The 25,107-nt window shown below is 46.6% G+C and carries 23 protein-coding genes; 6 read left to right on the top strand and 17 right to left on the bottom strand.

The window, feature by feature from the left end:
- The first annotated feature begins 10 nt into the window (after positions 1–10).
- Positions 11–1,252, top strand: a complete 1,242-nt coding sequence (locus tag DFQ00_RS18365; protein ID WP_110897930.1) for an alginate O-acetyltransferase AlgX-related protein — start codon at positions 11–13, stop codon at positions 1,250–1,252.
- Between the two features lie 113 nt (positions 1,253–1,365).
- Here DFQ00_RS18365 and DFQ00_RS18360 read toward each other — a convergent pair whose 3' ends face one another.
- On the bottom strand, positions 1,366–1,815 hold the full coding sequence (locus DFQ00_RS18360; RefSeq protein ID WP_110897929.1) for an SMI1/KNR4 family protein: 450 nt from the start codon (positions 1,813–1,815) through the stop codon (positions 1,366–1,368).
- Positions 1,816–2,047: 232 nt separating this feature from the next.
- Here DFQ00_RS18360 and DFQ00_RS18355 point away from each other — a divergent pair, with 232 nt between their 5' ends.
- Positions 2,048–2,584, top strand: a complete 537-nt coding sequence (locus DFQ00_RS18355) for a hypothetical protein (RefSeq protein WP_146236190.1) — start codon at positions 2,048–2,050, stop codon at positions 2,582–2,584.
- 31 nt (positions 2,585–2,615) lie between these two features.
- On the opposite strand, the gene DFQ00_RS18350 is transcribed toward DFQ00_RS18355, so the two are convergent.
- The 3 genes from DFQ00_RS18350 to DFQ00_RS18340 all read right to left on the bottom strand — a co-directional run bounded on the left by DFQ00_RS18350 (position 2,616) and on the right by DFQ00_RS18340 (position 4,294).
- Entirely contained in the window at positions 2,616–3,173 is a 558-nt protein-coding gene (locus DFQ00_RS18350; protein ID WP_110897927.1) for an isochorismatase family protein, read from the bottom strand.
- Positions 3,166–3,543 carry an iron chaperone gene (locus tag DFQ00_RS18345; protein WP_110897926.1) on the bottom strand — a complete coding sequence of 126 codons (378 nt, stop codon included), beginning with the start codon at positions 3,541–3,543 and terminating at the stop codon, positions 3,166–3,168. The genes DFQ00_RS18350 and DFQ00_RS18345 overlap by 8 nt, the downstream gene beginning before the upstream one ends.
- Positions 3,544–3,634: 91 nt before the next feature.
- The gene (locus DFQ00_RS18340) at positions 3,635–4,294 is read right to left on the bottom strand and encodes a M48 family metallopeptidase (RefSeq protein ID WP_110897957.1); all 660 of its coding nucleotides are present in this window, start codon (positions 4,292–4,294) and stop codon (positions 3,635–3,637) included.
- Between the two features lie 164 nt (positions 4,295–4,458).
- On the opposite strand from DFQ00_RS18340, the gene DFQ00_RS18335 reads away from it, so the two are divergent.
- Positions 4,459–5,214: a GNAT family N-acetyltransferase gene (locus DFQ00_RS18335; RefSeq protein ID WP_110897956.1), complete on the top strand. Its 756-nt coding sequence runs from the start codon at positions 4,459–4,461 to the stop codon at positions 5,212–5,214.
- 108 nt (positions 5,215–5,322) lie between these two features.
- On the opposite strand, the gene DFQ00_RS18330 is transcribed toward DFQ00_RS18335, so the two are convergent.
- Positions 5,323–5,745: an ester cyclase gene (locus DFQ00_RS18330; protein WP_110897925.1), complete on the bottom strand. Its 423-nt coding sequence runs from the start codon at positions 5,743–5,745 to the stop codon at positions 5,323–5,325.
- A gap of 253 nt (positions 5,746–5,998) precedes the next feature.
- Between DFQ00_RS18330 and DFQ00_RS18325 the strand changes: the two genes are divergently transcribed.
- On the top strand, positions 5,999–8,482 hold the full coding sequence (locus DFQ00_RS18325) for a transglutaminase domain-containing protein (RefSeq protein WP_110897924.1): 2,484 nt from the start codon (positions 5,999–6,001) through the stop codon (positions 8,480–8,482).
- Positions 8,483–8,670: 188 nt separating this feature from the next.
- Here DFQ00_RS18325 and DFQ00_RS18320 read toward each other — a convergent pair whose 3' ends face one another.
- From DFQ00_RS18320 to DFQ00_RS18300, 5 genes are all read right to left on the bottom strand, one after another.
- A complete protein-coding gene (locus DFQ00_RS18320; RefSeq protein WP_110897923.1) occupies positions 8,671–9,573 on the bottom strand; it encodes an SDR family oxidoreductase in 903 nt (300 codons plus the stop codon).
- Between the two features lie 263 nt (positions 9,574–9,836).
- Positions 9,837–11,213 carry an amino acid permease gene (locus DFQ00_RS18315; protein WP_110897922.1) on the bottom strand — a complete coding sequence of 459 codons (1,377 nt, stop codon included), beginning with the start codon at positions 11,211–11,213 and terminating at the stop codon, positions 9,837–9,839.
- Positions 11,214–11,572: 359 nt separating this feature from the next.
- Positions 11,573–12,580: a phosphotransferase enzyme family protein gene (locus DFQ00_RS18310; RefSeq protein WP_110897921.1), complete on the bottom strand. Its 1,008-nt coding sequence runs from the start codon at positions 12,578–12,580 to the stop codon at positions 11,573–11,575.
- A gap of 75 nt (positions 12,581–12,655) precedes the next feature.
- Entirely contained in the window at positions 12,656–14,422 is a 1,767-nt protein-coding gene (locus tag DFQ00_RS18305) for a SulP family inorganic anion transporter (RefSeq protein WP_110897920.1), read from the bottom strand.
- Between the two features lie 177 nt (positions 14,423–14,599).
- Positions 14,600–14,929: an ArsR/SmtB family transcription factor gene (locus tag DFQ00_RS18300; protein WP_110897919.1), complete on the bottom strand. Its 330-nt coding sequence runs from the start codon at positions 14,927–14,929 to the stop codon at positions 14,600–14,602.
- 214 nt (positions 14,930–15,143) lie between these two features.
- Here DFQ00_RS18300 and DFQ00_RS18295 point away from each other — a divergent pair, with 214 nt between their 5' ends.
- Both DFQ00_RS18295 and DFQ00_RS18290 read left to right on the top strand, forming a co-directional pair.
- Complete coding sequence (locus tag DFQ00_RS18295) at positions 15,144–16,088, top strand: alpha/beta hydrolase fold domain-containing protein (RefSeq protein ID WP_110897918.1); 945 nt, start codon at positions 15,144–15,146, stop codon at positions 16,086–16,088.
- A gap of 154 nt (positions 16,089–16,242) precedes the next feature.
- Positions 16,243–16,962, top strand: a complete 720-nt coding sequence (locus tag DFQ00_RS18290) for a suppressor of fused domain protein (protein ID WP_110897917.1) — start codon at positions 16,243–16,245, stop codon at positions 16,960–16,962.
- 156 nt (positions 16,963–17,118) lie between these two features.
- Here DFQ00_RS18290 and DFQ00_RS29925 read toward each other — a convergent pair whose 3' ends face one another.
- The 7 genes from DFQ00_RS29925 to DFQ00_RS18260 form a co-directional block, all read right to left on the bottom strand.
- On the bottom strand, positions 17,119–17,484 hold the full coding sequence (locus DFQ00_RS29925) for a TolB-like translocation protein (protein WP_244213916.1): 366 nt from the start codon (positions 17,482–17,484) through the stop codon (positions 17,119–17,121).
- A gap of 75 nt (positions 17,485–17,559) precedes the next feature.
- A complete protein-coding gene (locus DFQ00_RS29920) occupies positions 17,560–17,946 on the bottom strand; it encodes a hypothetical protein (RefSeq protein ID WP_244213915.1) in 387 nt (128 codons plus the stop codon).
- Positions 17,943–19,523 carry a glycoside hydrolase family 43 protein gene (locus DFQ00_RS18280; RefSeq protein ID WP_110897916.1) on the bottom strand — a complete coding sequence of 527 codons (1,581 nt, stop codon included), beginning with the start codon at positions 19,521–19,523 and terminating at the stop codon, positions 17,943–17,945. The genes DFQ00_RS29920 and DFQ00_RS18280 overlap by 4 nt, the downstream gene beginning before the upstream one ends.
- A complete protein-coding gene (locus DFQ00_RS18275; RefSeq protein WP_174812234.1) occupies positions 19,520–20,419 on the bottom strand; it encodes a carbohydrate ABC transporter permease in 900 nt (299 codons plus the stop codon). The genes DFQ00_RS18280 and DFQ00_RS18275 overlap by 4 nt, the downstream gene beginning before the upstream one ends.
- Positions 20,420–20,434: 15 nt before the next feature.
- Positions 20,435–21,409: an ABC transporter permease gene (locus tag DFQ00_RS18270; RefSeq protein ID WP_110897915.1), complete on the bottom strand. Its 975-nt coding sequence runs from the start codon at positions 21,407–21,409 to the stop codon at positions 20,435–20,437.
- Between the two features lie 256 nt (positions 21,410–21,665).
- A complete protein-coding gene (locus DFQ00_RS18265; protein WP_110897914.1) occupies positions 21,666–23,336 on the bottom strand; it encodes an extracellular solute-binding protein in 1,671 nt (556 codons plus the stop codon).
- Between the two features lie 156 nt (positions 23,337–23,492).
- Positions 23,493–25,094, bottom strand: coding sequence for a response regulator transcription factor (locus tag DFQ00_RS18260; protein ID WP_167433769.1), 1,602 nt, complete (start codon positions 25,092–25,094; stop codon positions 23,493–23,495).
- Positions 25,095–25,107: the final 13 nt, after the last annotated feature.

Below are 25,107 nucleotides of genomic sequence, written 5' to 3'. Positions count from 1 at the left end.
AGGATATGACATGCATAACTTTTTTGCCAAAAAGAGACTTACTGCCTTCCTCTTCATCGTGGTGCTGGCTGCGCTCTCTGTACTCAATCTGATGCAAGCTTTCGAGCCGTTAAAACAGACGCTGGGTTCGGCCGACTATCGTTTCTCCAATGCCAAAAACATCATTAACAAGGTGGATGCGGACATTAACGAGCATGTTTTTGAAAAATTCGGGTTCGTGGAGGCCTATGGTTACTTGCAAGCCCTGATGTGGAAAAACGAGGAGAACAACTTCGAGGTGGTCAAAGATACAGAAGGCAAGCTGCACTATACCTACTTCGCCACAGGACCTACAGATACAAAGCAGCTTTCTGATCGGGTGGCAGAGCTTGGAACTCAATTGGATGGAAAAACAAAGCTGACCTATGTTATGACACCCGACAAATATGTACGTGGACATACAACGTTCCCGGAAGGCATTCCTTACAATTATAATAACGAAACCGCCGATGGCTTCCTGAATCATCTGAAGCAGGCAGGAATCGACACACTCGACTTGCGCGAGGGATTGCTGGAGAATGGCATCCCGGCGAAGGACCTTTTTTTCACGACAGACCATCATTGGAAAATCAAAACGGCCTTCTGGGCCTTCGGCCAGCTCGTTCATCATCTGGATGACATGTATGACAAGCCGCTTGATCCGAACAATTATTTTACAGACATCAACAACTATAACGTCATTCCGTATAAAGACTTCTTTATCGGCTCACAAGGCCGCAAAACGGGAAAATTGTATGCAGGCGATGATAATTTTGATCTTATTTATCCGAAATTCAAAACGAACTACTCGTTTTTCTTCCAGACAGGCGAAACGAAGGCCACATTAAATGGTCGCTTCGAGGATGCCCTGCTAACAACGTATCCGCTGAATGTAAAGGGAGCACCCTATGATCTGACCGCTGACAAATACTTTACATATCTGTATGGTAATCAGGGGATTGTACATGTGACAAATAAAGAAAAACCGAACGGACTCAAGGTACTGTTTATTAAAGACTCGCTGGCTGTGCCGATGATCTCTTTCCTCTCGACCGTTGTCTCCGATGTGTATCTGGTTGATCCACGGTATTATACCGGGGACATTATTGATTTTGCGAAAAAAACCGATCTGGATCACGTCTTTGTGTCCATCTCGCCGCAGGACCTCGTGGATGAATTTTTCCCTTACGGGAAAAACAAAAGGACAGATGCTCCCAACAACAGTTCGAAGTAAAGGAACCAGCTAACCTGAAAAAGGGTACTTCCATGGCGTTCTGCAGCCAAGTAAAGTACCCTTTTACTTATCAGGGATATGTCCAGCATTATCCACACTGGCCTATTGCACCTTTACAGCGTCGTCACTTCTGCCAATTCGAAGTACCACTCCAGGAACGCATTAAAATCCGCCCATTGTGGCTTGCTCTCTCCATTCAAAAAGCGTTCAATCGACTCGCCCAGCTCAACCAGTACAACTTCACCTGTCTGGCGATTATAGAAAAAGCCACCCTCGCCCTCAAAACTGTCCAGCGGAATATATGCCTCAGGCAGTCCGAGTGTGAGCTGAGCTACATTCATATCCTCCAGGTATACCGTATTCTCGATTACCCAACAGATCTGATACAGCTCCTGATGCCGACTGTAGAACGTTGGTCCATCCTCTGCATGCAGGTAAAACTGTGCAAAATCCGAATTCAAATCCATACCAAGCTTACGCAAAGCTTCCTCGTATTCAGCCGGCACATCTTCGTGCCACCAGCCGTTCATGCGACAATGTTCAATGACTTTGGTGGATAACATCGCAAGCCCTCCCGTTCATAAAGCCGTAAAGCCGTACCTGATGGTTAAGTAGGATTACAAAATAAAATACCTTCTCACTATATCGCCTGCGGTGTATCGGTTCAAGTCAGATCTGAAATGCAACCTTCTCAGCTTTTGCCCGTCTAACTTAAAGACTATACCTCAAAAGGAGATGACTATGCGAATAAGCTGCAGTCCCGGTTTTCCAGGGCGTATGATTGGGTCCATCTATTTGAGACCAACTGAACCCAATCCGAGAAGTCAAATTACCGCGCATGTTGACCCGGAACTTATTGTGATTCCCTATAGTATTGATCCTGACTTTGGATCAAAGTTCGATACGATGAAGATCATGAAAGGTACATATCAGGAAGAATTTCACGAAAGCTATGATGTTGAGTTTACGATTGATGTAGATCAAAAAGGTTATATTACGCAGTTTGAGCATACCTTCACGCTGGAGCGTTATTTGGATCTGATCCGAACGCAATCGTACCGGGTGATACAGACGAACTGGCGCGGACAGTCATTTCACGTAATGACCTACGGCTACATGAAGGAAGTGCTCAGCCCCAATAATGTTATCCTCCGATGTACAGATGCAGAGGATGTCTTCATTGTGGCTGAACTCGTTCCCTTCCGGGCAGATGGTGTTGTAGAGCAGCCAAATCATCGCTACCTTCAATTCCACGCTTTGATTTCGGCCCGAGATGACCTGTACCCTATGGATTATATATGTCAGCCGGATTTCGATCTTAATCTGGACTAAGCCATCAAATAACTCCCTTTAACAAACCTTGTCAGTCCACATCATTAAACGGAGAATTCCATACATCGCTTTCCATCAGTTCATCCGTATACACAACTTCAACACAGCCCGACCAGTTCAGAATCGAACCGATAAAATCAGGAATGTCCAGCCCCTTCATCTCGTATGTATCCTCAGTATTCACTGTTCCCGCCGCATCCTCGATCAAGGTTACCTGGAACCCCTCATGTTCTGCGGTAATCGCTGTAAACAGGCAACAATACTCCATATTAAAGCCAACAATGAACACATGATTCACCTGCCGAGCGAGTAGCCACTTTTTCAGTTCATTGTTGCTGAAAGCGCTCGGTTTGCTTTTCTCAAAAACGGGATGCTGCTTTGTATCCAGAACAATCTCAAGATTCTCCGTCTTCTGGCGGTAAAGTGAGGATTGCTCGTCCTGCTCATCTACATGTTTGATAAATACAATAGGCCAGCTCCGCTTCTCAAAGGCCATTATGATAGATTTAATCTTGTCCAGCGTCGCAGACACATCTCTCAGACTTGTTAGTCCACGCTGTACATCCAGAACAATCAAGGCTTTACTCATCTCTCCGACTCCTCTCTACATTCTCCTTCACCCTGAATTCAACCATCTGGCGGATCAACTCCTCTGGCAGCGGCTCATCAAGCGGAAACTGTACGGAGCCCTTTGCTCCCTTGAACCTGGAGAGCTGCTCCTTAAAAGCCGATATACCGCTAGGTGCAGGATAAAACCCGATATGTTTCGTATATGCGGCAAAATGAACCAGATTCCCATGCTGCGCATATGTCGGCATCTTGTAACTGATCTTTTCTTCGGCAAGCGGAGCTGCCTCCCGAATCAGCTGCCGCAGCCTCTGTAATTTAAGCTGCACATCTGCCGGGAATGCAGCGATATATTCGTCCACCAGCGCCGAATGTTGCCCATTTTGATTCATCTTGTGCTCCTTTCCCGCAACTAGATATGAGTAAAATAAAGCCAGTATGCTGTGCAGCGAACTACATGATAATCTGTAAACTAATCTACAGCTATAGCGTCATCGCTCGTCCATTGCGCATCAGATAATTTTCTTTTTCCTTGTAATCCGGCATAATGCTGCCTACCCGCCGCCAGAACGAGCGATCATGATTCATATGATGAATATGGCACAGCTCATGGATTATAACGTAATCCATCACTTCTGGTGGTGCCATGGCAAGCCGGTAATTAAACGTCAGCTTTTTATCCCAGCTACAGCTCCCCCATTTCGTGGGAGAGTCTACGATCTCAATAGACTTCGGCTTTACCTTCAGCTCCTGCTGATAACGTGTAATTCGCTGCCCGATCATGCGTTTACATTCGGCAAAATAAAATTTTTTCAAATTCGCACGCAGCTCTTCTTCCGTAAAGCCCTCTACAGGGATTAATTCATTCAGGGCATAAGTCTTGCCAAAGAGCAGGAATGCCCCCTTGCCCTCCTTCTCGTATTCCTTGGCCTGAGGACCATCCAGTACCTGCTGCATTCGAGCTGACTTTTCTATAATCTCAGCACCATGCTGCATAACCAACTGTCGAAGCACCTCCTCACTCGTACCGTTTGGCGCTTTAATCGTGACCATGTAGGGCAGCTCCATCATAATGGAAGCCTTTTTTCGTTTACCATATTCGATATGACACTGCACCTCATGTCCCTGAATCTCGATTGTAATCATGCTGTACTCCATTTCCATGAATTGAGCTGCTCTGTTCTACAGACTATGTAACATCCTGCAAGCCAGGATCAGAATATTGCTCAATACTTTAGTTTGAATTTTTATACATAAATATGTATTATTATAAATCATATAAATCGAAGGGGGCACTGCATGTGCAGATGACTAAGTCTACGCTTCGCCAGATTGAAGAATTAACGCTTAATCATTGGCAGCCTTTATCCACAGCCCTTTATGACGGTTGGGTGCTGCGTTTTGCCAACGGGTATTCAAAACGTGCCAACTCCGTGCAGCCGATCTACACTTCTACACTGGATGTGCATGAGAAAATTATAACATGTGAGAACTTCTATAACTCCAATCAGTTAAGCACCATTTTCAAAATCACACCCTTTGTCCAGCCTGAAAATATAGACGAGCTGCTGCAGCATCGAGGTTATACGGTCGTTGATCCAACGATTGTACAGCTTCGCCATCTGGATAACCTGGAAACTCCCGAGCCTGTGGACATCCACATCGCCGAGCAGCTGACAGACGAATGGCTGCATCATCTGTGTCGCTTGAGTTCGGTAAACGAAGAATCGCGAAAAACGATGACACAGATGCTGCAGAATGTCCGTGCACATACGTGCTTTATCACCTTGTCCGTTGATAGTCAGGTGGCAGCTTGTGGTTTTGGCGTACTCGAACGTGGAGTCATTGGGCTGCATGATATCATCACAGCTGCATCCTATCGCAACCGCGGTCTGGCAGAACAGATGATTCTGCATCTGCTGCATTGGGGTAAACAGCGCGGTGCACAGTCAAGCTATTTGCAAGTGGTCGCAGATAATGCTCCTGCACGCAGATTATATAAAAAATTGGGATACACCGATGCCTATACATACTGGTACCGGGTCCAGAAATATACGAATTAAAGCTCAACTTCAGCAGTTAATTCAACTCACTAATTAGAACGGCCCTCTCTTATAAAATAAGAAAGGGCCGTTTTCACTTCCATTTTCACGATAGTCATGATTCTCGTTTTATCTGTTCAGGTTGCGCTCCAATTGTCTCTCGATACCCAAGCGATCAATCTGAATCCAGTACTCCGCAATTTGTTCATTCTCCACCCGATAGACCGCACTCGCAATCTCGACCACCGGGAGTCCCGTTGGGCTGTAGTGATCCACCTGTCCCGTATGAGTACCTGTTTGCTTCCAGCGCACATATACTTTGCTACCTTGTGTGATCATCTCCTGTATCTCCAGCGTAAACGCCCCGTATGCTTCGATCATCTCACGCACATGCTCCGCATAATCGGAAGGTGTTCGCTTGACCGTGACTTCTTCCTCGGATATTACTTGATGAGCCAGCACCTGCTCTGCCATCACCTGGCTTGCATAATCCGGATTCAGGCCTGATCGGACTTCTTCAAAAAATATTCTGACAACCTGCTCTGCAGTCATGCACCGCTGCCTCCTCTAACGTTATTCTCCACTGATGAATTTATCAAAGATGATTGAACTATTTTAGCATAGTTTTAACATGAGAACGTTGATCTTTTTGACCTGGTTATAGGTCTTTAAGACCCTTATATTCCCTTGACAATAAGCCTGTATAACCATACACTAGCAATAAATATTAGGAAATTAATAGGAGGTTTAAGCGGTAAGAGGATTGAAAACGAGTTTTAACCAGAAAATTAGAAAGTGGTGTACCATGAAACGATTATTAGTCATGATGTTTGCACTAACATTGCTGCTGGCCGGGTGCCAAAGCAGTGAGCAGGAGAGCAGTAATCCCGAAAGCAATCCGACGGAACCGAAGCAGGGCTCCAGCATTTTAAGTCTGAAAGAGAAGTATGGCACAGCTTCCGAAAAAGCAATCATGCCCATGTACAATGTGGCACAGGATGAAGAATTTACGTTTAAGTTTAAAGGCGATCTGAGTAAAATAGATTATTATTCCAATGATATCATTTCAGTACATACCGATATTAAAGGCCTTAAAGCCAGTAGAGTACATTGGTTGGTAGATTACAAGGATAATAGTGTTTCCGTAAGACCTATGGGCTGGGGTGTTCTAAGTTCTGATTCCATGCGTACAAAAGGAAACAGCAGTTGGGGTGGCGCTCCGATCTATTATATTCGTCTGAACTATGATCCGGATGCAGAGAATCCCACTTTGCTTGACGAACCCATCATTATCCCTTTCACAGTAAAATCCGAGCTTTCGGTGCCTAAACTGAGATATGAGATTGACAAAGACAGACGCTTCAAGCTTGTCTGGGATAAGGTTGAAGGTGCGACCCAATATAACATCTATAAACGTAGCGATCCAACCAAAGCTTTTGAACCGGGTAATCTCCCCCTTCAAGGAGCAGAGAGCGGTTATGAGGGGGGGCTACCTTTGTTAATCGCAACGACAAACGAAACAACGTTTAATGATTTTATGAGAAATGGTCGTGGGGGCCTAAGTGTCTATAACGATATCATTACAACAAATCAAAATTTCGGTATTATAGGAGAATACTACGTAACTGCACTCGGAGACGGCAAGGAATCCAATTTTAGTAATGGAGTGGCTACGGCTCCACTGGCATCGCAGTTACCCTCATCTTTAAAAGAAGACCTCTATCGAAACAAGTTACAAAATGTTAGCGAGCTGCCTCAGAAAATAACCGTGGAATACAATGACGGCTCACTAGCCCGTGAAACACTTGTCTATGATACGGCTAATGTGAAGATTTCAGAGTTCCTTGAAACGGAAATTCCTTTCCACGTCAAAGGAACAGCACTTAAAAGCTACGTCCGTGTAGAGAATGTGACCCAGGAGGATCTGGATAAACTTGCACAGCAGCGTGTGGCCGACTCCAGCAACGGATTTGTTGAACCCAAAAACGACACACCCTATGTGCCTGCACCAGATGTACCAACGATCATCAATAACAATGACACACCACCAGCAGTAGAAGAAGAAACTACCGACACGTCATCGAATGCCACAACAGAGACCACAGACGGTACCAGCGAAGAAGCAACCGATGCAGCAACGACTAGTGATTCTACAAATGCTCCTTCGAATGAAACAGCTGCTCCAGAGCCATCTGCCGAGGAGAACCTGATAGATGAGCAAAAGTCTAATACCGAGCAGCAGGTAGAGCAGGGGAATCAGGAGACCGTGCCTGAACCGGCTACAGGGGATGCGTTCATTAACGCAGATTCAGCTTTGGAAGAGGTTTTAGCTAAAAATATGATTGCCGCTCAGGACAGCATTTCACTGAAAGCTTTTCCTGAAGCACAGAATTTCACTACACTTTCGGACGTTGTCTTGAAGGTAATGTACCAGAATCCGCTCATTCTTGGCGTAGAAGGATTCGAATACAACTATGGCACACTCACCCTGTCCATTCATTACAAAGAGTCGGCTGCCGATATTCAGCGTAAACAAAATGAGATTATTGCCAAAGGCAAAGATGTTGTCGCTTCAATCATCAAACAAGGCATGAGCGATGATGAGAAGCGCAAAGCCATCTATGATTACTTGAACGACAATGCAAAATACGACGACGCTGCCCTGAAAAATGCAGAGCAAAACAACTTTAAGCATGTCGATGCACAGTTCAACGATTCCTTCACCACATACGGTATTCTCGTTAAGGGTGTAGGGGTATGTGCAAGTTATGCTTCCGCATACAAGCTGCTCTCGGACCTGTCCGGATTGGAAAGCATTGTCGTTACGGGAACCTCCAGCGGTGTACCCCATGCATGGAACAAGGTGAAAATCGGAAACGAGTGGTTACATGTGGATGCAACCAATAACCTGACAAACTCCGGCATTCCTTATTTCCTGTACAACGCTAATGATGAGACAGCTATAGGCCAGAAGACGGTAGCCGACAAGGACTACTGGCTTGATTCCGAGCTGGATCGGTTCAAGGGCGATGGTGACGCCAACGATTATTATGTGCAGAACGATCTTGAAGTGAATTCCATTAACGATTACAAGAGCAAAGCGGAGACACATCTGAAAAAAGGAGAAACCTCTGTCATTCTTCGGTTTGCCTCACCGGTTGACTCCGAGGCGCTGATGACAGCCGCAGGTGAAGTCTTGACTGCTGTGAATGAAGCCCTGCTCGATAATGCACAGCTTGCCACACTGGGCAGCTATGTCATACTGGAAACCAAGCCAAAGCAGAAATAATACACACGCACTCTTCATGAATATAACAATGTCTGGAGCATACCTCGGGACACCCAAAAGGGACAAAGCAGCGCGCGGCTGCTTTGTCCCTTTTACTTCACAATAATCCATGTGCGCAACACGCCGAGAAGCCGAATGGTCTGCCGGCAGCCGATCCCCATCCGTTTCTGTGAATGAATCGCTTATGCTTATGGACTAACCGTCCCCCCGTTCGCATTCAGGGTCTCCCCGCTCACATAGCTGGATTCCTGGCTTGCGAGAAATACATACGCCGGAGCCATCTCGGCAGGCTGTCCTGCCCGGCCCAGCGGAGTATTGCTGCCGAAATCAGCCAGCTTCTCTATAGGCTGTCCACCGACAACCTGCAAAGGGGTCCAGACGGGTCCCGGCGCAACCACATTCACCCGAATGCCTTTGCTGCCCACCTGCTGTGCGAGCGCCTTGCTGAAGGTATTGATCGAAGCTTTGGTCGTGGCATAATCCAGCAGAATCGGGGATGGCTTATAGGCTTGTATGGACGATGTGTTGATGATTGAGCCGCCAGCCTTCATATGTTTCACCGCTGCTTTGCAGAGCCAGAACATGGAATACACATTGGTTTTGAACGTAGCATCAAATTGCTCTGTGGTCAGGTCTGCGATCTGCTCCACAAACTGCTGCTTGCCTGCAACGTTAGCGAGAATGTCAATGCCGCCCAGCTCTTTCACTGCGGTCTCAATCAGCTGCTCACAGTATTTCTCGTCCTTCAGATCACCCGGAACAGCAACCGCTTTGCGGCCAGCTTCCTCGATCAGCTGCACAACCTCTTTCGCATCTGCTTCCTCTTCCGGCAGGTAAGAGAGCACCACATCGGCCCCTTCACGCGCATAGGCAATGGCCGCCGCCCGTCCGATGCCGCTATCTGCCCCGGTCACGACGGCTTTACGGCCTGTTAGTCGGCCGCTGCCTTGATAGCTTTTTTCACCACAATCGGGTATTGGGGTCATCTCACGCTGCAATCCAGGCTCCTCCTGCTGCTGCTTCCAGTCTGGAGTGGCCTTCGGATATTGTGTCGTTGGATCTTGAATCGAATGCTGATCTTGCTTCGCCATATCAATTCCTCCTCGGTTTTCGGGTTATGTGTTATGCATTTCATCTGTTCATCTGTGTAAAGGTTCACTCTTTCCTTTGTAACCGAGATGTCCCTAATTTAAACTACACAAAAAAACACTCCAGGAACGTATTGGACTTTGGACAGGTCCTTCCATACGATTCCAGGAGTGTTATTGGCTGCTGTACAGGCAGCTTTAATTTTATTAGAAAAATGCTCTTGTAAAACCGTTACCTTCCCGTGCTGTTATTCGGGCCATCCGTATTATTTAGGATCATTTGCCTTTGATTGTCGGCTTCCTATGCCAAATACGTAATAACCAATAACCACAAGAGCCATAAATGATGCCCCTACAATCAGCGGCAGGCGTGTATCCGGGTTAAAGGCCATACCGATAATGACCAGCACCAGATACACAATAATAATATAGTTGCTGATCGGGAACCATTTGGACTTGAAGTTGTGCTCTGCCAGCCCATGCCCCCAGCGCTTTCTGAATTTGAACTGGCTGATCGCCAGTGCAAACCAAGGCACCATACCTGGTAGCACACTTGCGCTGTAAATATACAGGAACAGCTTCGAATCTGGCATCAGATAGTTCAGAATAACCCCGATCAGAAGCAGCGAGATCGTTACAACGATACTGTTGCGCGGAACCCCGCCTTTGGACAGCTTTTTGAAAAAGGCAGGTGCCTGTCCATTCTCCGCAAGAGTGTATAACATTCGGCCTGCACTGTAGATTCCGCTGTTACACCCTGACATTGCAGCTGTCAGTACCACGAAGTTGATGATGCCTGCGGCGGCTACAATCCCCACTTTGGCAAAGGTAAGCACGAATGGACTTCCAGTCTCACCGACCTCATTCCAGGGATACAGCGTAACGATAACAAATATTGCGCCAACGTAGAAAATGAGAATACGCCATACGATGTTTTTAATCGCTTTGCGCAGCGTGTGTTTTGGGTTTTCCGCTTCCCCGGCTGTAATACCAACCATCTCAACCCCTTGATAGGCCGCAGTCACAATACATAATGCAAAGAGAAAACCTTTGATTCCACCAGGGAAGAATCCCGAATGACTCACAAGATTGGACAAGCCAATCGGCTGCCCTCCGTTGCCCCATCCGAAGAAAATAAGTCCTGTGCCGATAACAATCATCACCACAATGGCCGTTACCTTAATCAAGGCAAACCAGAACTCGAATTCTCCATAGAATTTCACTGCCGCCAGATTCGCTGCCGCAATGATCAATACTCCCGCAAGTGCCGGAAGCCACTGAGGAATATCCGGGAACCAGTACCCGACGTAAATTCCGATCGCCGTGACTTCCGCCATGCCTACCGTAACCCAAAGGAACCAGTAACTCCAGGCCGTGAGGAATCCGGCAAGCGGGCTGATATATTTGTGGGCAAATGTTGCAAATGAACCGGTGACCGGCTCCTGAATCAACATCTCACCCATTATTCGCATAATAAAAAAGATAATGATACCAGCCAGTAAATAGGCCAGTAATACGGATGGACCTGCCCATTTGATCGTGCTTGCCGATCCCATGAACAACCCGACCCCAATCGTGCCGCCAAGTGCAATTAGCTCAACGTGACGAGGTTTTAACCCGCGTGATAGTTCTTTCGCTTCCAAGTGATTCTCCCCTTTTCTGAAATACAGCTTGCTGTCACCATACCATCTTAAAATCATTCACATTAACGCAATGCAGAATTGCTTCACCAAATTGTACGAGATGTGCGGCAGAAATACAATATGGAATGTGAGGAAGTGCAGCTTCATATCGAATGTGTGGAAGAGCATCTTAACGGAAACTGTCCCAAGGCAATGGCGTATTGATTGTAGATGCCCAGCCTGTTACTGATCTTATTTCTGTTTCACCTAGAAGGGCAACAGTAATCAGCCCGCCAATAATAGCCTTTATCACCTTGTACAGCAAAACGAGTATGCAGAAATAGAGGCCACATACTCGTTTTGCTGATTTTTCAAACTCATTATTTCACTAAACCAGTCTCACGAAACTCTTCGATGAAATCGTTGAGCCAATCTGCACCGTAATCCAATGCCCCCATATCACTCTCGATAAACGCAACGTCCAGACCCATAACCCAGAACCTGCGAGCAATGGCAAGCAGATCAATGGCTTGCTCATCTGCGTCTGTAAATCTCCGAACAGAGCGATACCCCTTCATAAGTGCATCCCAGAGCTGTTGCTTCTGCTCGGAATCTCCAGATTGTCGTTTTCGAATCTTCACTTGCGCCAGATCATACGCACGCCATCCTGGAGCGGCCCACTCGAAGTCATAATGAATGAACTTGTCTTGCTGTTGAAACACATTGTTGTTTCCATGCATATCGCCATGGCACAGAGCATATTCCAGGCCAGCGCCGGAGACGACCAGAATCTGTTCTTTTAACATAGCTGCAAACGTTTGCAAAAATATTACTTCTTCATGGCTTTCTCCTATGTAACGAACAATTCGCTCCAACGGCTCATCAATAAGAAATGTTGTATTCAGCTCAAATCTCGAAAAGCCCGGCTCTAACTCAAGCTTGATCTGATCCATAGCCTCATGTAATTCGGCCGCAGACTGACCAAACGCATAGCAGGAAGCCTCGTCTTCCAGATTATTTTCCACACCCTCAATATATTGAAACATAACCGCAGCACGCTTTCCTTCAGCCGCATCCAGCATAATATAACCGCTCTGTTCTGTCGTTGAGACGAAATCTCCAATGCCCGTGTGGGCATGGTTCTTCAGGCTTTCTTTTAGTGTAGTCAATACATCAAGCTCATAACGAACATCCGCTTCTGTCACCTCGGTACGATAGATACGTAATATGAACGTTCCATTGCTCGTCCGTACCCGGTAAGTATCATTCAATCCTCTGAGCCAAAATAGACATTCTTCCCACGTCCCGATATCGTAATGTGCCTGTAATGCCCACTGCAAGTAAGCCGGACTCAGTACTGAACGCAAAGCAGTTGGTTGGTTAAACATCGTTAAGTTCCTTCCTGTCTGATTGATTTGTAATATACTTAATATATCTCAGACAGGAATAAATTGGAATACTAATCAAGATGTTACTTTAGCCGCCACGCGCTTCCACTTTTGCTGTTGTTCAGGCTCAGTCCCAGCGCTCGACAAGGCCGCACATTCCCGAAAAGCAAAATGCTTGCAGCCCTTGCACTTGTCTTGATTCAGATGCTGTAACGCATAATTAATCGCTTCGCCTGTATGCTCGAATCGGTGCGCCGGATTGATCCGCTCCAGCAGACCTGTACGTTTGAGCATTTCAAGTGGCTGCTCTTGAATGCCTGACAACAGTACCATACCGCCTGATCGTTCAAAATGCTTGATCAAACTCGCCAGATTCGCCTCGCCTGTTGTATCCATAAAGGGAACCTTTCCCATACGTAGCAGCAACATGCCCGGACGCTCTGAGAGCGAATCCATCACCGATTTTTCAAACATATCTGCCGCCCCAAAAAATAACGGGCCTTCAATGGTGTACAGGCTGATCTGTGGACAATCATGCCCTTCCCGCACCATGTGAGCCATCACCTTCTCATGTTTGTGATCAGGATCAGGCAGCACCTTGGCAACCTTCAGCATCTCGCTCATTCGTTTCACAAACAGAATGACTGCCAAAATCAAACCAACCTCAACCGCTGTGGTCAGACTCGTGAATACGGTTAGCAGGAAGGTGAGCAGCAACACGAGTGAATCACCTGTTTTGGTCCGCAGCACATGGGCAAAAGATTTTCGCTCACTCATATTCCATGCCACCAGCATCAGCACAGGTGCCATACTTGCTAGCGGAATAAGGGATGCATAGGGTGCGAATAGAATCAGGACAAGCAGCACAACGACACCATGAATCACACCCGACAATGGAGATACTGCGCCAGATTTAATATTTGTTGCTGTACGTGCAATCGCTCCTGTGGCCGGAATACCTCCAAAAAGAGGTGTCACAACATTGGCGATCCCCTGCCCGATCAGCTCCCGATTACTGTTATGACGGCTTCCGGTCATACCATCAGCAACTACCGCGGACAACAGAGATTCGATTCCGCCGAGCATCGCAATAACAAAGGCGGGCTGCAGCAGCTTCATAATCCGCTCCCATGTGACCTCTGGCAGATGGAATTGAGGCAAGTTCGCCGGAATTGCGCCAAAGGATGAACCAATCGTTGCTACCTGACCTTCAAAAAAGATAGTAGCGATGAGTGTTGATAAAATCAGACCAAGCAGCGAGGCAGGCACTTTAGGCGCAAACTTTGGCACAAGCAGAAGAACAGCCAGGCACACCCCCGCTGTCAGCAAACTATATATATTGATCGTGCCGATGTGCATTCCGATTTCTTTCATATTGGAGTAAAAATCCTCATGCTTCGTAACCCCTTTAAGCCCTAGTACGTTAACAATCTGCCCGCTAAAGATCAGCACAGCAATACCCGCTGTGAAGCCAATGGTCACGGGTCTTGGAATGAATTTGATCAGGGCTCCCAGCTTGAACACACCCATAAGAATGAGCATTACCCCCGCCATCATACCCGCTATTAACAGATTTTCATAACCATACTGCATCACAATGGCAAAAAGGATAGGAATAAACGCTCCTGTTGGACCGCCAATCTGAAATTTGGACCCGCCTAACAGTGAAATTAAAATACCCGCAATAATGGTGGTATACAATCCATATTCCGGCTTCACTCCCGAAGCGATAGCAAAAGCCATGCCAAGCGGAATCGCTATAATACCTACAATCAGCCCCGATATTAGATCTTTGCGAAGATCGGATAATCGATAACCCGCATATCTCCCGATGCCTTTCATGCTCCATAACCTTCTTTTCTTCATATATTTGAATATTTGAATATATACTGAACACTACTCCCTGATATATGCCCTGTCAACCGGAAATATCACGCTTTTCCATAAGACTGCTTCCTGCAATCATACAAAAAAACAAGAGACTCCGGTCCAGACCAGCAGTTGCTCTTGTTTTCTGTGTCAGCTGTCTTTGCGCATATCTTCCAGCATTGATATAGCATCGACCAGATGATTATCAAAAATCTGTTTGGCAACCACCAGCAGGTCTTTAATTAACGGATCACGCAAGGAGTACGTAACCGTTGTGCCCTCCTTCATGCCTTGAACCACATTTTTACTGCGCAGCACTGCGAGCTGCTGAGATACAGCGGAACCTTCCGATCCGAGAATGCTCTGCAGCTCGTTTACGTTTTTATTCCCTTCACTCAGCAGCTCCAGAATGCGGATACGCATCGGATGTGCCAGTGCCTTGAAAAAATCAGCCTTAAACTGCTGTACGCTCTGATTCATACCCTTTGCTCCTTCAATTGCTCTATCATGCTGCCCATATCATAACATATCCAGTGCCAGAGCTTCACACCAGACTGAACAAGCCCCTCTGTTTATTCAACATCATAGCCATCACAAGCAGGGTTGACCTTGAAGTATACTTCAAGCTTTATACTTTAATTACTCTCCCCCATCACAATATTCAAATTCGATCAGAAAGGAACGTGAACCAGAGATGAGCCTTTATATCCATAACAAAAAACGCTCTGTTACGAGCTACATATTTGAGAAATATATCGCAACGTTAGATACCAAGAAAAATTTATCAACCCGAGAGCTTACCCGTAAACATCTGGACCATATGGGTATGGAAAATATCAAACCTTATCAGATTGGAAAAGTAAAGCTGGTCTCTCCCATCACAGAGCATATCTATGAGGACATTCAAGTATTTACATTAAATGATCAGCACTCGCGCAAACAAAAGGTCGTTCTCTATATCCATGGCGGAGCGCATACACATCAACCATTATCTCTGCACTGGAAGTTCATGGACCACATGGCCCAGGCTCTGCATGCCAAAGTTGTTGCTCCAATCTATCCGAAAGTTCCACATTATAACTACAAGCATACGTATCCCAAACTGCTTCAAATCTATCGCGACATTCTGGGTTCCGTAGACCATCCCGCACAGATTACCATTATGGGCGATTCCGCAGGGGGCAACATCTCTCTTGGGTTAGCCCACTATGTAAACATGCACCATTTACCTCAGCCCAAAGATATCATTCTGTTATCACCTTGTGTGGACATGGTGCTGGACAATCCGGTGATCTTTGACTATGAAACTCGCGACCCGATGCTGGCTGTGGAAGGCTACGATGTCATTCGCCGAATCTGGGCCGCCGATAAGCCGCTGCATGATCCATTAATCAGCCCCATCTATGGCGATTTCAACGGCTTGGGCAAAATCAGTATCTTCATTGGCACACATGAAGGCTTGTTCCCTGACAACATGAGACTGGACAAGCTGCTTACAGATCAAAGCATTGATCACCATACGTATGTTTATCCCAAAATGAACCACGTATTCGTTCTATATCCCATCCCTGAAGCACGGGATGCCAAGCGCAAAATAATTAACATCATTAATGCTACAGCACCTGAATACAAACCATAATCGAATCAGTCGCAATCAGCAACCTGATCGGAGGGCTGATTGCGACTGCTGCTGAGCAGCTATACAGCACCAGATAAAGCCTCCCGCTGCTACTATGTTCAATATGATATGATGAAAGGGCAGGTATACTACATCGTGCAAGGGAGAGGTAAGCATGTCCAATTCTTCAGAGTTTTCGTCCTCTGGCGTTCCTATTCTTCGTCATAAGCAGCTTGAACGTGAGTTTCAATCTACTTCTTATGTCGAGGACAAATGGCTAAAGAGAATCGAAACACACGCAGACAAATATCTCGGCGAAGCCGAATCCGTATTCCATGAACTGGTGTCAGACCATGTGCACATTGATGTTCATGTGGTTCGCCCAACGCCGGAACGCAATTATTATACGCTGTATACAACCGGTATGAGCGCTTTGGCAATGAACACGCCTGAAGATGCACAGGAATATGAGTATGCAGAGCTGGTGATGTGTTTGCCGCCAGATTGGCCTCTATTACAGGAGGAATTGGATAATTCGGAAAACTACTGGCCAATACGCTGGTTGAAAACGATGGCTCGTTTACCACATGATTATGATACCTGGTTAAGCTGGGGGCATACTGTACCGAATGGTGATCCCGCGTTACCACTCTCCGGCAACACCGATATGTGTGCCTTTATTGTGCTTCCTCCGCTTGAAGTGCACGAAGATTTCCTGACGCTGGATATGGAGGATGGACAAACTGTGCATTTTTATGCGATTCTCCCCATCTATCTGGAGGAGCTTGAGCACAAGCTGGAGTATGGCTTGGATGCTCTGCTTGACCAATTTGAAGCACATCACGTGAATGAAATTTTGGATTTAAGCAGGATGAATACCTGTGCGGATGTTTAACCTAAAGAACTCGGATACTCTTCGCAGGAGAATTTCTCGCCTTAAGCATCTAGGTTGATACCCTCCCCTGCACCCTTGAACGGTGACAGTCAAAATGAAGCGGCCTCCCTCCATTAAATTCAGGATCAAGGCCGCTTCATTTCTTTATCATTGTATTTAAGAAGCTTGTATATATTTGTCCAGCTTCCAGAATTGTTGAAATTCTTTCTGAGTCATTTTTTTAATCGGTTTGACCTTCTTGCTTACTGTATTATATCTAAAAAGACTCAGCTGATTGGAGGGATATTCGCTAATATAATCCAATGCTTTTCCATTGATATGCCAAAGAACAAGTCCTGTACTGATGTAGTTTGTTGTACGTGGCAGATACTCAAAAGCACCTGCATTGGCATCATATACGGCCAGGGAGCTCTTTTCGGTATTTCCATAGGAAATAGCGATCTTATCCCCTTCAGGTGACCAGTTCCATGCCGGAATGCTTTCCACCCCTTTCTTGCCCGCCTTTACAAGAAGGTCATTCAATATCCGGGACTCTCCTGTTTTTAGATTGACAAGAATAATGGCATAACCAGCACTTTTTGATGCCTGTATCGACACTTAGTTTCCTGATTTTGAATGAACAACACTTTGAACCTCATGCAGCTTTTCCGTGTAATGATCTGTTTTAATTGTGTGTTTTACCTTTCCTTCGGTAATGACAATAGATTCAATGACTTTCGATTCAAAAGCCGGAACATGTTCATCTTCAACGATATTTGCGACTAGTTTAATATGATTCCCAGTCCAGATCACCTTGTCGGAACTTACTGTCTTTTTAAACTTTGGAACCTTATCATACAATGTAAAGTCCACCAACGACTCTTTTGCAGCAATAGGTGAAGCTATCTCACCACTCTGAAAAGCCGAAGCTGGAGAGACTCCAGATAAAGTTGTGATGACTCCTGCCACTAACACACCCGATAATATTGTTTTCGCAGTTTTCATTCATTTGATCCGTACTCGAACCAGTCGAAATCAGCGGCCTGATTCGAGGACTGACCGTTACTGCTGCTGAACATACCGATACAGCACCCGACAAAGCCGCCAGCGACTTCCGTGCTCAAGCAGGTTGTATCCACTTGTCCTGCAACCAGATGGTACTCACTTCCATCGGTGCTGTAATAGAAGCTGAGCTGCTGTCCGAGCGCAGCCATTTTGATGTATACACGCGGAGCATCCCCATTCAGCTCTGCCTGAGCCACCTTTGTTTCCTCACCGCCAAGCCACGTCATCACTCGCAGTACCTGCTGCTCTCCTACAAGAGCCCGTTCAATCCGCACATGATACTGGTCATTTTGAATAACCACCAGACCCGCCGTCTCATATTCATGCTGTGGCACAAATTCCAACGCTGTAGCTGCCACATAATCCATATGTCTTTGACGCACGCAGACAAAGCTGGAGTTCTCAAGCTCCTTCAATGTTTGCGGTTTCAGCTTGAGACGCAGATAGCCTTTGCGTTCTGTCAAGGAATACAGGTCCTCCTGCGGATTACGTAGGAACATCCATTGCAGGCCGAGATGATCCCTGTCAAAATGTTCACAGCGCAAATCCGGTGCCACAGGCACTGCGGGCAGATTAAGCACACCCTGCTCTTCCAGCTTGCCAAGCCCCCGATTTACAACAGGCCAGCCATCTTCCCACTCCACGGAAGCAATAAAAGTCTCCCGGCCAAGATTGCTGAAATCTCCGCCATACGGTCTGGAAGCCAGCATCACCATAAACCACTGACCATTAGGAGCTTCTACCAGATCCGCATGTCCTACATTAATTACCGGATAATGCTTACCCATGTGACGATGCGTAATAATCGGATTATTCGGATTGCCCACATAACCTCCGGTCAGGGTGCTGCTGCGTGCGATCGTGACTGCATGATTCAGCCCTGTGCCACCTTCGGCAATCATCAGGTAATAATAATCGCCAATTTTGTACAGATGCGGCCCTTCCGGCCAGATCACATCCACCATCGCTCCGCGCCACAATACATAGCTGTCTCCCACCAGCTTCATACTGCCCAAATCCAGCTCGCGCAGCCACACTTCCCAGTTTCCGTTATAACGTACGCCCTCGGAGCAAGGCCGGGTTCCCAGATAGTAAGCTTTACCGTCTTCATCGAAAAATATCGTTGGATCAATGCCTTCCGCACCTTCAATAAAATAAGGATCGGACCAAGGCCCCGCCGGGTCTGTAGCCGTCACCACGAAATTACCTCCATGAGATACATTGGTGGTAATCATGTAGAAGAGCCCTTCATGATACCGAAGCGTCGGTGCAAAAATGCCTTGCGAATGCCCTGCTCCCTGCAGGTTGAGCTGCGAAGCACGATTCAACACATTGCCAATCTGCTTCCAGTGAACCAGATCGCGGCTGTGAAAGATCGGAACGCCTGGAAAATACGCAAACGTAGATGTGACCAGATAAAAATCATCTCCAGCCCGGCATACAGACGGGTCTGGATAAAATCCCGGCATAATCGGATTGTTAAACGTGCATTGCTCGTGTTGATTGGCATGATTCATTCTTTTACCCCTCCAATGGTGAGTCCAGTGACAAAGTATTTTTGCAAGAATGGATAGAGCACAACGATAGGCATCGCTGTCACGATGGTGATCGCTGCCCGAATAGATACGGGGGTGACCATGTTCGTCACATTTTTGTATTGATCCACATTAACCGTTCCCCCTTGAGATGTTGATGAGGATAACAGCTTCATCAATTCGTATTGCAGGGTGGTCAAATTGCGGTTTCCTGCCGTATAGAGCATGGAGTCAAACCAGGAGTTCCACTGACCCACAGCAATAAATAGAGCAACTGTAGCAAGCACCGGCTTGGACAGCGGAAGCACAATGCGCAAGAAGATACGGAAATCTCCGGCCCCATCCATCTTTGCCGATTCAATCAGTCCCTCGGACAAGCCTTGAATATAGGTACGAATGACAATCATGTTGAACACCCCGATCAGGCCAGGGATGATATATACCCAGAAGCTGTTCAAGAGTCCCACTTGTTTAATCAGCATGTACCCCGGAATCAAGCCGCCGCTAAAATACATCGTGATCACAAAAAGGGTTGTGACCAGTTTGTTAAACATGTATTCCTTGCGACTCAGCACATATGCCAGCATGGCCGTACAGAACAGCTGTACCACCGTTCCGACCACCGTTCTGGCAACCGAAATAAATGCAGCTTGGGTCAGATTTGGATTCTGGAATACCGAAATATAGTTTTGCAGCGTCCACTCCCTCGGCCAGAGATAGATTCCCCCGCGAATCGTATCCAGGCCATTATTGAAAGATACGGCAATGGTGTTTAAAAAAGGATATAACGTAACAACCATGACAAGCAACATAAATATGCCATTAGGGATAGAGAAAATAGAGTCACCCAGGCTTCGTTTTCCACTAATTCGGTTCACTGCGCTTCCTCCTTATCATATCAACCGCTCTTCACCAAGAGATTTGGCAATCCCGTTGGCGATGAAGATGAGCACCAGACTGACTACACTTTTGAAAATCCCTGCTGCGGTAGCAAGTGAGTAGTTTCCAAGATTAATCCCGTATTTCAGCACGAAAATATCAATGGTCTCGGATACATCCTGCACCAGTCCATTCCCCAGCAAATATTGAATCTCAAAGCCTGCATTCAGCACGTTACCCACGTTGATAATCAGCAGGATAATGATCGTTGGTTTGATGCTTGGAAGGGTGACATTCCACATCTTGCGGAAGCGGCCAGCTCCATCAATAGAAGCCGCCTCGTACAAGCTCGGGTTGATCGAAGCCATAGATGCCAGATAAATAATCGTGCCCCATCCAATCTCCTTCCACATGCTGGACAGACCCACGATGCCCCAGAAGTATTTCGGTTCAGCGAAAAAATTGATCGGCGTGTCGATTAGCCCAAGCTTGGTCATCAGCACATTCACAATTCCGTTTTCCGTTGACAGTACATTCGCAACGATACCTGTCACAATGATCCAGGACAGAAAGTGCGGAAGATAGGACACCGTCTGCACGACACGTTTAAATAAAACCAGCCGCAGCTCGTTAAGCAGGAGCGCCAGCCCAATTGAACCAACAAACCCGAGAAACAGACTGATGAGACTCATCGCCAGTGTATTGCGAATGACACGTAGAAAGGTCGGGTCCGTAAATAAGGTGTGGAAATGATTCAGCCCCACCCATTCCTGTTCCATAAAACCAATGCCCGGTCTGTAATTCTGAAAAGCCATCAGCCAGCCCCATAGAGGCCCATAAGCAAAAATAGCGATAAAGATAATGAAGGGGAATGACATCCACATCAATTGACGCTGACTTTTCATTCTGGACAAGTTATACCCGATCCAGCTTTTCCCTGCAGGGATATGGCTGGTATTTAACGAGGGCTGTAGCTCCTTTTTGGCCATATGTTCTCTCTCCTTGATTACGAGTTTTATCTATATCATCCAACCCGGATGATTCGAAATCCATTCCTGTCCAATGGGTACACGTCTATGTGTTGAATAAGAAAGGCTATAGGGATGCCCCATAGCCTCTGACTTATTTCAAACCGTTTACTTGCAGATGCTGCATCCGTGATAACTTGTTGTATTACTTATCGTTTGGCTAGTCATACTACTTGTCGTACTTCTTGTTCGTACTTTTTGCTAATTTGCCCTGCAACTACCCCCACAGTTCTACACGTCTGCGGACTTCTTCGGTCAGTGCATCCTCATAAGCTTTAATATCCGCGCTCTCTTTCAGCGTCGATTGATATTCTTCCCATGTCTTATCGAACTCGGCTGGTGAAGTCATAATGACTTTAGGCAGCCATTTCCGTTTCACATCATCCATCTTCTGTCTCGCAATCGTCTCTGGTTTATTCGGTTCAAAATTGAACGTATAGATCGGGAACCATGGCTCGTTCTCTTCCGCAGGCTCCAGGAAATCGGTAAATTTCGTATATCCGTAAGCCTTGAGCACCTTTTGGTCGATATCATTCAAGGTAGCAAGGTACTCTTCAGGCTGCTCTTTCGGATCTATTGCATTTTTGCCGTCTGCTGTCATACCTTCATGATGCGGGAAGTACACTAGCGGGCTACCCATGTTTGCAAGCACCCAGTCCGGGTCTTTGGAGTTAGCACGCTGCTCCTCATTACGGGAGAAAACTCCTTTGTCATCCACCTGATAATCTACATCTTTTTGTCCCCATGTTCTCAGAACCTCAACTTCTGGGTCGAGCAGATCATTAATATATTGAAGTGCTCCTTCAACATCTTTACAGCTCTTCGTAATCGCAAGTCCGCCGTTGACATTCAGGATTGGCTTATGCTGATAACGTCCTTTGACATCCTCGGATAATGTAATGGACAACGGTACGTATGTTCTTTCATACAGCTTTTGTTTGACAAGTGAAGCCTCTGCATCGAGGAACTGCCATCCCTGATCGACCATACCCAGTACACGTCCCGTTGAAATTTTGGAAATGTACTGATCGTAGTTGGCTGTGAACGTTTCGTTATCCACCAGCCCTTTGTTGTAAACTTCATTGATCTTTTTAAAATAAGCTTTTGCTTCCGGAATTGTATTGTAGTTCTTCGCGGTTAATGTAGCCTTGTCGATAATAGCGGCTCCTTCGTTCGGATAACCAGCCAGGAACAGCGGCGGATTCTCCAGCGCGAAGTAACGCCAGTCGTAAGAGATGATCTCGAAGCCAATCGTTGGCTGACCGTTAATCGTTGGATTCGCTGCTTTGTACTTCTCAATCAGGTCAAAATACTGATCCAGCGTTTTGATCGTTGGGTAGTTCGCCCACTCCAGCACCGCTTTTTGAATCCAGAAGGCTTCCCCGTCGTGGGATACCTTCATGGAATCACCCTGCACATTGCCGAATTGCGGAATGAAATAGATGTGACCGTCGGTTGAATTTTTCATCTTTTTCCAATTATCACCGAGGTAATTTTTAATATTTGGATATTTGTCGATATAGTCTTCCAGCGGCACAAGTGCACCGGCAGATACCAGTTGCTGCGTACCATCACTGCCATCAATAAAGTCCGGATACTCTCCACCTGCAATCATGACACCGATTCGTTCTTTGGCAGTCTGGCCTGTTAGCCAATCCATCGTAACTCTTACACCTGTCTTTTCTTCAATAGCCTTCATCACACGATTGTCGTCAGGTGCGATCTTGCCTGGTACGGCAAAAAATGCGGAAAATTGCTTCAGTTCCTTGCCGTCTGCCGTCTTCTCTTCCGTTTTTGATGCTCCTGGCGTACATCCAGCAAGCACAACCGTAAGCATTAACGTCAGTAAAACAAACTGCCTGAATCTTTTTCTGACATCCTTATTCATCATGACCCCTCCAGCGAAGTATATTGAGAGATGCTCTTTGGAAAGCGCTTTCCAAAGGCTGACTTAAAATTATCATTGTTACCTGTGCTGCTCAACGGGACAAATTATAGGGCCGATCCCAATAATTCCAGATATGCAAAAAATCCTGCTCCCCCCTCAAGGAGTGCAGGATGATGAATCCGAAATATGCATCGCTTGTGCCCTTTTTCGATACTGTGCCGGCGTCTCACCACTGATTTTCTCAAAGCGGTTAATAAAATAATCCGAATCCCGGTATCCAACCATCGCAGCAATTTCATACACCCTGTAATCCGTTCTGCGCAGTAGCCGGGTAGCCTCCTCGATCCGAATCTGATTCAGGTAATCACTGAAGCTGACGCCGTAATGCTTTTTAAAAATCTGCCCCAGATATGCGCTATTCATGTAAAAATGCTCTCCGAGCAGCTTCAGACTGATATTATCCATATAGTGCTCATGAATATACGCCTCAACTCGGGCCAGCACGCCCATCGCATTCCATTTCTGATGCTCCCTCAGCTTCTCGGCACATTTGTATGAGAACTCACACAGATTCTCGATGTTCTCTTCCATGGACAGCATCGCATAGTTCTCCTGCAGAAATGTCGATTGCATCCATTCCCCGTCCAGACTCAGATCGGAGTCGTCTCTGTTAACCAGTCCCAAGAGGGTGTACGCCAAATAATGAAGATGGATACCCACGATGCCCGGCTCGATCCGTTCCTCCAGAAAAAATTGAAAGATCGCCTGTGCATGACTGCGTACATCCTCGGTGCGATGCTCTTCTATGGCTCGAATCAGGCCGTCGAACAGCTGTTTTTCCCGACCGGCGGGTTTGTTATTAAACACTCGTGTATCCACATGCTCAAAATAATAGATGGGCCCGTATGCACTAAAGAAACGCAAGCTTTTGATCTTGCTACAAGAATAATAAGACTCGTGCAGCTCCTCCAGACCGCCGACCTCCTTGCCTGCATAGATCGCAATTGCTGCACTCTGAATACGGCTCAGCTCGCTATACAGCCGTGTCACATATTGTTCCAAGGACAATGCCTCTTGCTTCAGCAGCAGATCGGTTACGATATGCAGCATCCTGTTTTTTTCACCAGTAAAGGATTTCAGCACATATCCGGCATGAGTGTTGTTTATAGCTGTTTCCACTTGCAGACACCACGCGGCTTGCTGATGCTCCTGCTCCGACTCCGTTTCAATCATCAAACAGCGAAACTTGGCTGCATCCCCGTAATGGGCTCGCACATGCACAAGGGTACCCTCATCGGCTGTTCCAAGTAATATGGATTGCACATGCTGGGCAAGGACGATCTGTTCCTGCTTCTCCTGATGCCGCTTTTCTTCCGTTCTTTCCAGAAAGGAATCTCTGAACGCCTCCAGCACTTGCAGCAGCTCGTCTTTTACAATCGGTTTGAGAATGTAGTCGTCTACCTGATACTTAATCGCCTGCTTGGCGTACTCAAACTCATAGAAACCGCTAAGCAGCACCATTTTCATCTCGCCGCCGTACTGCTCGTATATTACTTTTGCAAGCTTCATCCCGTCCATTTCCGGCATTTTGATGTCAGATATGACAAGATCGGGCTGCACAGCCCGGATACATTCGAGTGCCTGCACCCCGTTTGAAGCCTCACCGCAAATCTGAAATCCAAGCGCATTCCAATCAATCAGCAAAAGAAGTCCTTGGCGAATAAATGGCTCATCGTCCACAATCAGCACGTTGATCATATCCTCGCTCCTT

This window comes from Paenibacillus barcinonensis, from assembly GCF_003217495.1.
In the GTDB taxonomy this organism is placed as follows: Bacteria; Bacillota; Bacilli; order Paenibacillales; family Paenibacillaceae; genus Paenibacillus; species Paenibacillus barcinonensis.
The sequence above is the reverse complement of the archived record's forward strand: the minus strand, read 5'-3'. Positions and strand labels throughout refer to the sequence as shown.